The sequence below is a fragment of the Aquimarina macrocephali JAMB N27 genome (genome assembly GCF_000520995.1).
In the GTDB taxonomy this organism is placed as follows: Bacteria; Bacteroidota; Bacteroidia; order Flavobacteriales; family Flavobacteriaceae; genus Aquimarina; species Aquimarina macrocephali.
On the sequence record NZ_JACA01000023.1, the window covers coordinates 80,385 to 92,323 of the forward strand.

General features: G+C 32.4%; 13 protein-coding genes. 3 read left to right on the plus strand and 10 right to left on the minus strand.

The features are described 5' to 3' along the window. Positions 1–855 carry an AraC family transcriptional regulator gene (locus tag Z054_RS0114585; RefSeq protein WP_152538565.1) on the minus strand — a complete coding sequence of 285 codons (855 nt, stop codon included), beginning with the start codon at positions 853–855 and terminating at the stop codon, positions 1–3. A gap of 120 nt (positions 856–975) precedes the next feature. Between Z054_RS0114585 and Z054_RS0114590 the strand changes: the two genes are divergently transcribed. After that, positions 976–1,374, plus strand: coding sequence for a hypothetical protein (locus Z054_RS0114590; protein ID WP_024770794.1), 399 nt, complete (start codon positions 976–978; stop codon positions 1,372–1,374). Between the two features lie 100 nt (positions 1,375–1,474). Beyond that, positions 1,475–1,669 carry a hypothetical protein gene (locus tag Z054_RS31350; RefSeq protein ID WP_152538566.1) on the plus strand — a complete coding sequence of 65 codons (195 nt, stop codon included), beginning with the start codon at positions 1,475–1,477 and terminating at the stop codon, positions 1,667–1,669. A gap of 122 nt (positions 1,670–1,791) precedes the next feature. On the opposite strand, the gene Z054_RS0114600 is transcribed toward Z054_RS31350, so the two are convergent. Continuing rightward, on the minus strand, positions 1,792–3,351 hold the full coding sequence (locus tag Z054_RS0114600; protein WP_024770795.1) for a peptide MFS transporter: 1,560 nt from the start codon (positions 3,349–3,351) through the stop codon (positions 1,792–1,794). A gap of 135 nt (positions 3,352–3,486) precedes the next feature. Further along, positions 3,487–4,596 (minus strand): hypothetical protein, encoded by a 1,110-nt coding sequence (locus tag Z054_RS28585; RefSeq protein WP_035092132.1) that lies wholly within the window; start codon positions 4,594–4,596, stop codon positions 3,487–3,489. Positions 4,597–4,834: 238 nt separating this feature from the next. On the opposite strand from Z054_RS28585, the gene Z054_RS0114610 reads away from it, so the two are divergent. After that, positions 4,835–5,332 carry a peptide-methionine (S)-S-oxide reductase gene (locus tag Z054_RS0114610; protein ID WP_035092135.1) on the plus strand — a complete coding sequence of 166 codons (498 nt, stop codon included), beginning with the start codon at positions 4,835–4,837 and terminating at the stop codon, positions 5,330–5,332. A gap of 119 nt (positions 5,333–5,451) precedes the next feature. Here Z054_RS0114610 and Z054_RS0114615 read toward each other — a convergent pair whose 3' ends face one another. The 7 genes from Z054_RS0114615 to Z054_RS0114645 all read right to left on the minus strand — a co-directional run bounded on the left by Z054_RS0114615 (position 5,452) and on the right by Z054_RS0114645 (position 11,906). Further along, complete coding sequence (locus Z054_RS0114615; RefSeq protein ID WP_035092074.1) at positions 5,452–5,775, minus strand: cupin domain-containing protein; 324 nt, start codon at positions 5,773–5,775, stop codon at positions 5,452–5,454. Between the two features lie 12 nt (positions 5,776–5,787). Continuing rightward, positions 5,788–6,966, minus strand: a complete 1,179-nt coding sequence (locus tag Z054_RS0114620) for an AIR synthase related protein (RefSeq protein ID WP_024770798.1) — start codon at positions 6,964–6,966, stop codon at positions 5,788–5,790. A 137-nt stretch (positions 6,967–7,103) separates the two neighbouring features. Then, positions 7,104–8,591 carry a carboxypeptidase regulatory-like domain-containing protein gene (locus Z054_RS0114625; RefSeq protein ID WP_051473765.1) on the minus strand — a complete coding sequence of 496 codons (1,488 nt, stop codon included), beginning with the start codon at positions 8,589–8,591 and terminating at the stop codon, positions 7,104–7,106. Positions 8,592–8,594: 3 nt separating this feature from the next. After that, positions 8,595–10,079 carry a CsgG/HfaB family protein gene (locus Z054_RS0114630; protein WP_024770800.1) on the minus strand — a complete coding sequence of 495 codons (1,485 nt, stop codon included), beginning with the start codon at positions 10,077–10,079 and terminating at the stop codon, positions 8,595–8,597. Between the two features lie 6 nt (positions 10,080–10,085). Further along, positions 10,086–10,490, minus strand: coding sequence for a curli production assembly/transport component CsgF (locus tag Z054_RS0114635; protein ID WP_024770801.1), 405 nt, complete (start codon positions 10,488–10,490; stop codon positions 10,086–10,088). 147 nt (positions 10,491–10,637) lie between these two features. Beyond that, positions 10,638–11,366 carry a CsgE family curli-type amyloid fiber assembly protein gene (locus tag Z054_RS30275; RefSeq protein WP_024770802.1) on the minus strand — a complete coding sequence of 243 codons (729 nt, stop codon included), beginning with the start codon at positions 11,364–11,366 and terminating at the stop codon, positions 10,638–10,640. Positions 11,367–11,384: 18 nt separating this feature from the next. Further along, positions 11,385–11,906, minus strand: coding sequence for a hypothetical protein (locus Z054_RS0114645; RefSeq protein ID WP_024770803.1), 522 nt, complete (start codon positions 11,904–11,906; stop codon positions 11,385–11,387). Positions 11,907–11,939 lie beyond the last annotated feature (33 nt).

Here is an 11,939-nt window from a genome sequence, read left to right on the forward strand (position 1 = left end):
TCATTTTACGGGGATATATATTTCTGTTACATAATCCTTGGGATCATCGCTATGCATGCTATTTATTTTATACAATTCTAAAAAAGGGGATTCAGACACTTCATACTTTGTACTTAATATCCAATTTCCAAAAATCTTATCATAAGTCTTTTGCAGTGAGGCATAAGATCCGTAATGTGTAAAAACTGCATATGTTTGTTCTGGCAAAATTTTTATACTAAATTTATTCTTAAAATCACAGTCTTGAGGTAATGTAAAGCAAGCATCATAATTACATCGAATTGCTTCTGATATTAATGGTTCGTCCCAAATAATCCCAATACTTTCTGATTCAGATATATTCATCTCTAACCTTATAGCTTCATCATGTAATTCATCCCAAACATTTTCAATTTTATCACTATAATAGTCTGCCATGATCGTTTTATAAAAAACCTTTTGTTCTGACAAGTTGATTATTCTCTCTTCATAAAAACTCATTGCTACTTTAGTATTCTTTACTATCGACGTTAGGATGTCTTCTTTTTTGCTTTTATACTCCTGTGGAGAAATTCCAAAGTGCTTTTTAAAAGCTTTACTAAACGCTTGTAAATCAGAATATCCTACTTCTATTGCAATTTGTGATATTGTCTGGTTTTGATATAAAAGCATTTTTGCTCCACTTTCTATTTTAAGCCTGGTAATATAGGCTCCAATAGTTTCTTTATAGTATCCTTTAAAGATGCGTTGTAAGTTTCGATATGAGAAATTAGAGACCTCTTCGAGTTTTTTAATCTCAAAATTTTTATTGAAATTCTCTCGAAGATACAAGGCTGTGCTTTGCATCCTCTTTACATATTCATCTTTCTTATTCACAGTACAAATTTATGAAATATAGCAGGTTATAGTATTGTCCTATATTGACAACTATATATAATCATCATTGTAATATCATATCATCTTATCCTGGTTAAAAAATCGTAAATTTGTATTGATATGCAAAATCGCACAGGTACATATTTAAGTTTTCTTACTCTTAAATGGTTAGGGGTATTTATTCTTTTAACACATATTGGAGGGTATTCTAATTATACCCAGCCTGTTGATTTTAAAGAAACTATTGAATTACTGGTTTCACCAGAAGGGTCTGCTTCGCCTCAAAACATTATTTTTTTTAGCAATGTTATTGATCCAGAAAAAAGCAGTGATTCTCCATATATCGAATACAAATACCTGACTCTCTTATCAATAAACCACACTAAGCTTAACAGGGTTATTAAAAAAAATCAATCTTTTTTTATTCGTTTGTTTCACAAACATAAAATAATCAACACTCAATACAATTCTTCTTACAACGATAAAGAAGATGTTTTTCATTTCAATTTTATAGGATAACATCTTATCCACCTATCACCTATACGGTTTACAAATAATCTACTAACAACTTGTTTATTTCTTACAAAAAGAAACGAATAGGTATTATTAATTCCCAGAAATGAAAAAGTTCAAAAAAACGTTGAGACGCTTAGCCTTGGTCTTACTTATTATAATGGCTTCTTTACTTCCTGTTCCTGTGTTTATTCTGAAAAAAGATGGAAAATTTGATGATGATCACATCATTGAACTTGTAGATGCAAAAGAAGATGATACAGAGACCGAAACAAAAATCACCACCAAATTTAAATCATAATTACTTATGTTTCTATAATGAAACAGGCCTTCAGGATCATGATCCTGAAGGCCTTTGTATTTTCAACACAACAACTTCTGCGAGTTTTATTTTAAAAATTCAACTTTAATCCGGTTTATGTATTAGTGTATACCTACCATTAATTTTTTAATAAGTGGTGAGATCATAATTGCTACCACTCCTATTCCCATTGTAATAACACCAAAATTGGCATATACAGACACATAAGAATATAATTGCTGAAAAGCTTCTGTATTATTACCCTCTACCAATGTATTAGATAATCCTGTAATAGTCTCACTTATGGTTCCCGAGAGGCCTTCTGAAAAAATACTGGCTTCTCCCTCTTTTACAGTGGTAAGTTTTGCTATTTTTCCTGCAAAAAAATGTCCATAGAAATTTGCCGAAAACCAAACCCCCATAATGAAGGTAACATATTTTACTGGTGATAATTCGGTTATTTTAGAAAGTCCAATTGGGGATAAGAATAATTCTCCGACGGTTAGCACAAGGTATCCAAAAATCAAATAAAACATTGGTGTTCTTGCGTATTCATCAACTTCTTGAGCAGACATTCCAAAAATTAGAAACCCTAATCCCAGAAATAGCATTCCTAAACCAAATTTGATAGCCGAATTAGGGTTTGCTTTTTTCTTACTCAAAAATGTCCATAGTAGTGCAAAAGGGATTGCTAATACTACTATCCAGGTAGAGTTAATACTATTAGTTTGCGCTGCATTAATACCAACAAGATTTACATTTCTGTCTGCAAATAATGTAAGTGAGCTACCGGCTTGTTCAAATACTGCTGCAAACAAAGCATACAGACTTGTAAAATATACTGCAACCAATAATCTTTTTCGTTCTTTGATTGATACTTTTGTTAAAATATAGGATATATATCCTATCAAAAAGAAAGTCGCAATCCAGACCAGGTAATGCTCAAATTCATTAAATCTTACAATTAACGCAAATACAGGAACCGATAACCATGCCAAAAACCATATTCGGTCTCCTTTGTTAAGCCCATATATTTTCTTTTCATAATTCTTGATATCGGGCACTAGTCCCTTATCTCCGAAAACAGCTAGTTGTGTTCCTCGTTTAAAAACTACAAGCCCAACCAACATTCCTATTCCTGCTAATAAAAACCCATAATGCCATCCATATAATTCGGCAAGCCAAGCACACATTAAAGGAGCTATTGCTCCTCCCAAATTAATTCCCAGATAAAAAATCGTAAATCCAGAATCTCTTCTCCCATCTCCTTCTTTATACAATGTACCCACCATTGTTGAAATATTGGGTTTAAAGAAACCATTCCCAACGATTATTAAGGCCAGTGAACCGTAGAAAAATACAGGGGTCTCTATAGTTAGGAAAAAATGTCCTGCTGCCATCAAAACTCCTCCAAGTATGATGGATTTTCTATATCCAATATACCTATCTGCTATAATACCACCAATCATAGGGGTGACATATACTAATGACATATATGCAGCCATTACTCCAAATGATTTATCGTCAGAATATAAAAGATGTTTGGTCATATATAGCACCAAAAGTGCTTTCATACCGTAAAAAGAGAATCGTTCCCATAATTCTGCAAAAAACAGATACAATAACCCTTTGGGGTGTCCGAATACTTCCTGCCTATTTACTTCAGTTTGATCTGAATTCATGTTATGTGTTTAAATTATTCTAAACACAAAGCATCAATACTTTATGATTAACTAAAAGGAAAGTTCTAAAAAATAGTAATTTATATTAAATTGTTATTCTCTTACAAGTAGTTACAAATAATCACAATCTATGTTTTATGAAGTTTTATTGAACTCTTCTAATAGTGTTTGATCAATGCTAATATTTTCTGGAATAACTCGAAGTCTGTATTTTCCCTGTCCCATAAATGTGAACAAATCTTTTCTTTCCAATTGTGATATAGGTTGTAACTGAAGTATTGTATTGATATTTTCTATAATTCTGCTTAAATAGGTCTGGCTCTTTATTTCTCCTCCAGAATTCACTAATAAATACTGTCCATCTCCTGCCTCATATTTTCGTTTTATGGCAAATTTTAATAAGTTTTTGTATTGCGTTGTTTTGGAACCAAAATCTATGGTTTTATCATAAATTTCTTTAGATGGAATTGTTATTTTTACCAATGACCAATCCATAAATTTAATTGTCATTTCGCTAGGCTTAGGTGTCAATGCCAATTGAATAACCCAACTTGTTGCTAACACCAGGAAAACTGAAATAAATGTTGTTTTAGCAATAATCTTTATCAAATGCCCATACAATTCATTGCTCATTACCACAAAAACATCTGGCATTTGTGATACTAGCATTAAAAAAAAGGCCACTACCGAAATTACTGCTACTAATTTTAATCCTCGATTCATAAATGTCCTATAGAACGAAACAATAAGTAACCAAGTAAGTAGACAAGAAAACATCAAATCCGGGACACTACTAATTCGTATTCCATTTACTACAGGTGTATCTTTAAATGTTTGGATTAAAACAAAAGTTACAATAGACACTACCACTGCAATACCTATAAGGATAAGGGTGTTTCTTTTATTTTTTGACAAAAACTGAGGTGCAAAATCAAAATAAAATAGTGCCATAATTAAAACCAGAGTATTCAGCACCGAGAAAAAACTATATCCTATATCGTAGATAATCGTATCTGTAAATAAGAAGAGGTTACCCATATAAATCCAACCTCCAGAAAACACCCATACAAAAAGGGCTAGACTTAAATACAACAAGCCTTTATCTATTCTTTTTTGAGAATCATCTTCTTCTAAAAACTGTCTAAAACGTTTCCTTATATTATACCATATAGCCAATAACAATATCCCTCCTATCAAGGCGATACATATATGTGCCAGGCTATAAAACTTAGTAATATCTGACATATAAATTATGTGTAATATCATTTCTCACCTGAAATTTAGAGTAATTTCAAAAAATAAGATCGATAATTATCCTCGACCAATTTACATATATCTTTAAAAAGAAACACATTCAAATTTTGAAATCTTATTGGATCATGAAACTGGCCCTTATGTATTACTGTATAGTATTTTTCTATTGAAAGATATACGGTAATAGTTTTTAATGTATGAGTTTGAATATTTTTACGACTTTTATAAAGTGATTACAAATTTTCAAAAAATAGGATTAGGTGGTGGATGTCATTGGTGCACCGAAGCAGTTTTTCAATCTTTAAAAGGAGTGGTAAAAGTTGAGCAAGGGTATATTAAAGGCTGTAAAGAAAATTCTTATTTTTCTGAAGCAATACTTGTGTATTTTGATCCAGAAATAATTCTACTTAAAGATCTTATCGAAATTCATCTACACACTCACAAAAGCACATCTAATCATAGTTTTAGAGAAAAATACAGAAGTGCGGTATACTATTTTGAAGAATCTGATAAGCAAATCATACAGATTATTCTTAATACACTTCAAAAAGATTTTGACAATGAGGTTATTACCCAGGTTTTAGCATTTCGGGAATTTAAGTCTTCAAGGGTTGAGCTTCTCGATTATTATTCGCGTAATCCCGAAAAGCCTTTTTGCAGAAAATATATTCATCCAAAATTGGAGATATTACGAAAAAAATACACAGAATTAACAACTCTTTCTTAATGGCTTAATTTATAGTATTAGCAATAAGGGTATTTGAAATATTACTTATAAAAGCTATCTCGGGCATTATGATCGCTCTGCATAAATTCAGTCGAAAGTATCATTTAGGAATTCTATCCTCATACAAAATTTTTATAATCTTCTCTTACCGGACTAAACGTATCTAAGACCCTGCAATCTGTCAATGCAGTTCCACTATGAGCTACATTCGGGGGTATTACGGCAACAAATCCTTTTTCATAAATATTTGTTTCTTCACTGATCGTTAGCTCTAATTTACCTTCTAAAACCTGTGTTGTCTGTTCATGAATATGAGAGTGCAATGGTAAAACCGCTCCTTTCTTTATTTCCCAAAAAGCGAGAGTTGAATTTTCGGTATGGATAAATTTACCTTTGAAACCTTCCATTATCTCTTTCTCTTCGATTTTTGAAATCTCTATCATAGGTAAAACAATTTAATAGATATAAGTTCCAAACTCACTTTTGATTGTAAGTTTTTTCTCTTCAGAAGCCTCGACACGGCCAACTATTTGGGCATCTACGTTAAAGCTTTTTGAAATCGATATGATTTCTTCTGCTATTTCTGGAGAAACATAGAGCTCCATACGATGTCCCATATTAAATACCTGGTACATTTCTTTCCAATCTGTTCCAGAATTTTCCTGAATCAATTTAAATAGTGGAGGAACATCAAATAAGTTATCTTTTACGATATGCAGATTATCTATAAAATGTAGAATCTTAGTTTGAGCACCACCACTGCAATGCACCATTCCGTGAATGGTTTCTTTATCAAACTTTGCTAATATTTTTTTAATAATAGGAGCATATGTTCTGGTAGGTGATAATACTAATTTACCGGCATCGATCGGTGCATTTTCCACAGCATCGGTTAAATTTGTTTTACCAGAGTACACCAAGTCTGAAGGTACAGAGGGATCAAAACTTTCTGGGTATTTTTCTGCAAGAATTTTACTAAACACATCATGTCGAGCAGATGTTAAGCCATTGCTTCCCATACCACCATTATATTCTTTTTCATAGCTTGCCTGCCCAAAAGAAGCCAATCCTACAATTACATCACCTGCCTTTATATTCGCATTATCAATTACATCTTTACGTTTCATACGAGCAGTTACTGTAGAATCTACAATAATCGTTCGTACCAGATCTCCAACATCGGCAGTTTCTCCACCTGTAGAATGGATTTCAACTCCAAAATCTTTAAGTTCTTTAAGTAATTCTTCGGTTCCGTTAATGATTGCAGATATCACTTCGCCCGGGATCAGGTTTTTATTTCTTCCGATAGTAGAAGACAACATTATATTATCGGTTGCTCCCACACATAATAAATCATCGATATTCATGATTAGTGCATCTTGAGCAATTCCTTTCCATACAGACACATCTCCGGTTTCTTTCCAATACATATATGCCAGAGAAGATTTGGTTCCTGCTCCATCGGCATGCATAATCAAACAATATTCTTGATCACCGGTTAAATGATCTGGTACAATTTTGCAAAATGCCTTTGAAAAAAGTCCTTTATCAATATTTTTAATTGCATTATGCACATCTTCTTTGGACGCAGAAACTCCACGTTGCGCATAGCGTTTACTTACTTCTTGACTCATTATATTAGGAATTAAGGCGCAAAGATAATTTAATTAATTACGAATTGCGAATTACGATGCACGAATTATAAAGTCTAAATTACTAAACTTAACATCATACAAGCATCATAATTCGCAAGTCAAAAATTAGAAATAAGCTATTCCCAATCGGGCATTGCTGCTTTTTGTAATATTGTTATCCTTCCATCTAAATCTGCAATGGGTACAGTCAGGATATTTTTTTCAGAAATACCATCATTCGAAGTGTTTACAAAAATTATACTGGCTTCGTTTGGTGAAAATCGAGCATCCAGATCATTAGTTCCTGCTGTTTTATCTGTAGACAGATCTGTACTTACCATAGTACCAAAATCATAGATAAACACACGAGAATCTAATTGACGATAATTTGGGTTTTCTGCTCCAGACATATCTCTGCTGTATAATAGTTTAGTTCCATCTACAGACAAATTGATACTACCAGCAGCACCATTTTGGCCCGTAAGCACCGTATTTTGTACCACTCCAGCTCCATCAATTGTAAAAATCTGTACCGAATACCCATCTAAATTATTCGTTTTTATGACAGTTATACCTGTGTTTTCATTTTTATCTACTTCGGTAATCAAATCACCAGTAGTTTGATATTCTAAGTTCAAGCCGCTTCCATCTATATTAATAGAATATAGTTTATTCTGATTAGGAAATAACAATTTTGCTCCATTGGCATCCCATGAAAAATCCACTTCTTCAAGGTTAAACCCAGATACTCCAACCGTAGAAGTAATTTGTTTTATTTGTGAACCATCCTGGTTCATTGTAAATAAATGAGTCTGAGAGCCGACGGATTGTAAAAAAGCAATTTTTTTGGTAGTAGCATTTCTTCTAGGTCTAAAACTATTTTTTGATACTGAAGTAAGCGATATTTCTGTTCCCCCACTCTCATCTGCAGAATAAATAACACTGTTACCGCCAACTAGTTTTGTATATACAATTCTATTGTTTGGTGGTCCCGCAGTCGTAAAGGCAAAAGTTGTACTATTAACCGGATCATTGATATCATCACTAGAGCTTACTTGCCAGAAATACTTCGTACTAAAAGAAAGTCCGGATACGGTATATGTTGTATCTGTAATATTTTCAAAAACTTCTACATTAGAATTTTCTTCGTTCCTTAAACTCACCTTGTAGGTAAGTTTATCTTTATCAGGATCCTTGGCGCTCCATACCAATTTAACTTCTAACGGAAGATCAACTGCATTATCTGCAGGTGTTGCTAAAATTGCTGCTTCCGGTGGGCGGTTGGTAGCTGTTGCTATATCCATTTCAAGAACTATTTCAAGCTCTTTATCTGCTAACACAGTAATTGCTTCAAAAACCGCTAACAATCCTTCTCGTTGACCCGAAAGAGAATAATCTCCCGAGGGCACATTTTTTAAATGATAGACACCTTCTTTATCTGTAAAAACAGTACTCGAGGCAGGATTCGTTGATATTTTTACATTTTCTAAAGGTTCGTTAGTTCCTTTTTTAACTACTTTTCCTTTAACAGATCCTAAACCTTCAGAATCAATAGTATCCTCACTACAAGAAGCTGCAGCTATAATTACAAAAACACTTATTATTCTTATGATAATTTTTCTCACAACCTATTTGTTTTTATCTTCTAGGATTATACCTTCTTTTCTAATTTTTCTATTTCTTTTTCTTAACTCACGCAGTTCTACATTTTTCTCTTGTTTCTTTAATCTTGATTTTTTATTCGCCTTCACAGGGTTTCCAAGATACCAATTAAGTCCAAAAGAAAAATTAAAATATTGATCATCTCGTTTTCCTTGAACTACATCATCCAATTCGTCACTAAGGACCAGATTATGAGTAGCTCCAACAGAAATACCTATTTTATCAGAAATTAAATATTCTACACCACCACCATATTGAAACTTAAACAATGTAGTATCAAAATCATCATCATTCACAATTCCGACTCCTCCAAATAAGAAGGGTGATAATTTATCAAAGGGTAAAAGATTTAATTCTGTATTAAGATCAAAAGCATTAAACCCCTTAGAGAATGAGTTTTGATTAGTGAGTTCAAATTTATTAATACTCACATTAACATTAAGGTATGGATTAAAATACCATCGAGCTCCAATCTTTGCAGAATAGGTAAGCTCTGGATTATTATAATCCCCACTAACTAAAGCGGTTCCTCCTTTTAAAAATGCAGAGATCTTGGCTCTTCTTTCTTTAAAGTATCGATCATACAAGGCAGTATTTTGGGCTTCATATTTTTCTGCTTTGTATTTTTCTATTAATGTATTTACAGCTTCTGACTCTGCATTAACAGCCCATAATTTATCTTCAATTCCTTCTACAATTAAAGATTCTACTGCTTTCTCTATTGCCTCTGACACTGCCATTTGAGCTGGTTCATTCTTGGTAAAACCAGTTTCAGCTTCAAGCAGTCTCTTAAATTTTATATATCTAAAGAAATTTGCGTCTAATGCTTGTGATAAAATAGTTTTAGACACATATACTGTTTTTAAGATTTTACCGCTAGAAGTAGAAACTGCTCTTAAGTATATTGTAATTCTGTCTTGTCTATATTGAGTAGAAGCTCCTACCCCAAAATACCTTGCTCCCAATCCACCTGTAATGATATTAGAATCATAAGACACAATACCTCCTTCGAGGATAATCCCCGCATATAATAATGGTGGTAATTGTGGTTCGTTGGTATTTTTGGTTTTTCTATATTCTTTTCTTGTAGAACGTATAATATTACGTTCGTTAAGCAAGTTGCTTAGGTTTTCTCTTTCGATAGGCACAAACCACTTAGAATCTTCGAGTGCTTTGATCAAAATTGTTGTTGCTCCCTGAGTAACAGCTGTACTAAAAGTACTTCCATTCTCTGTGGGTTTATATTGCCCCGTCTGATCTCTAAATTTATACACCCCGACAACAACAGGTTCTACCGGTGGCGGAAAATCCCTTAATGTTTTTGTAACTTCTGTATCTTCTCCTATTCTGGCATTTTCGATAGTTATGGGTTGATTAAAATACGTCCCACATCCGTGTAATAAAAATGCGCAAGAAATTACTGCGATTACTTTATAAAACTTATGATACATTAAAAATTAATTAGGAATTATTACTTGGGATTGATCTCCAGTGCTTGTATCTAAAATATTGATTACTAACCCTTCTCCGGAAGGAAAGATTTCTATGAATAATGATCCAAAATTATACGTCCCTTCGGTAAGACCTCCTTCTCCAAATTGTTCGGTAAATAGTGTTCTTGATATTTGACTTAATAACTGGTTATTCAGATTTTCTGTAAATCTTTCTACATCCGATCTTTGATCTCTTGAATCAGTAGGGTCTGTAAATTTATTCTGAGCTTCGGCAGAACTAAGGAGCCATTGATAATTAAAGGTATCTCCTCCAAAAGCAGGGTTTACAGGCTTATATACCAAGTCTTGTCCAAAAGAAAAGCTACATATCGAGAAAACAAGAAAAAGCGTTATTAAAATTGGTTTCACATGTTTAAATTTTAGTAATTATCTATAAAGCTTTATTAAGATGAAGAACATCTGTGTAATCACTATGTTCTCTCATTAAGGGGTTTTAAATATTTCCTTTACGGAAGGGTTTTAAAATTTCTTAATGTTTGTTTCATCTTAACTGTTTTAATACTGAAAAATATCGTTCTTCTGTTTTTTTAGATCCTTAAAATATTTATATACTTTTCGAATTGCAATTTTCGACATTTGTTCTAAATATTCCAAATCTGGTTTTCCTATAAATTCATGAATAACGTTATCTACTATTTTCACCTGAATAATAGTGCTACGACCAAAGCTTAATTTCTCATATACTCCAACAACCTTATTACCATTTATTTGGTTTAATGCATATGAAGCATAGAAAAACTCATAAAAGTCTCTTCCAGGTTTGGTTTTAGTCTCCTCTATTACTATTCCTTTTAATTCAATTCCATCATCAGATGAAATATCATCTTCTGTTGTTTCAGACTCCTGATTAACTTTTTCATTAAAAGCGAGCCTATCTTTACCTATAATCTTATCTTCTTCATAGATCAACAAAAGCAATACTATTTTATCACTCTCCTCTACACTAATTGATCCTTGTGAAAGCTCTTTACTTTCATTTGCCTCTAAAGTAAACCTTCCTTCCTGATCATTTTTAGATACATTATTATCTGCATCTGTTCTAAAGACAGTAATAGTATATTGTAAACTTTTATATACTTCTGTAGTATTAGTAGCAGTAGCAACCACAGAAATTGCATTATCAATAGTCACTGTTTTAATTTTGGCTACTACATCAGTATTTGTAAACTGGGCAAATGAAACCTGAAAAAACAAAGTCGCAAGTATGACAAGTTTAAACTTCATACTTTTATGTATCTGTTATTAAAAACTTCTAACAATTATAGTTCTGGCATCACCAGACATTTTAAATTTTAAATTCTTTGACAGTTCATTACTCCCAAATCGTTCAAAAATCAAATTATTACCTTCTTGTATGAGTTCTAAATTGGTTGATATATCAGGATTAAAAGAAAAATCAGTCACAGAATTGTTATTTCCTGTTTGTATAATTGATTTCTCTATTTCTCTGGCAGATTCCTTTATCTCTACTAAGTTTTGATCTCCTTTCTGTATTATTTTAATATCTGAAGATTCTGCAATAATAGAAGAAAGCACAACATTACTTGTTCCTATTTGTTGAATAAAAACCGCATTCACTCCATTAGAAAGTGATGACGATTCTGCTCCTACTGATAGCACATCATTAACCTGAGACAGGGCAATAAATTTATCTTGATCAGTAATCAAAAGTTGGCTTTCATCCTTTATATCTTGACCATATCCATTAGAAAAAGTAAAGAAAGTAAAAAACACTAATGCCTGTATAAAAATGGTTTTGTTCATCTTTTTCAGAATTTAAAAAATCAAGATAAGAGT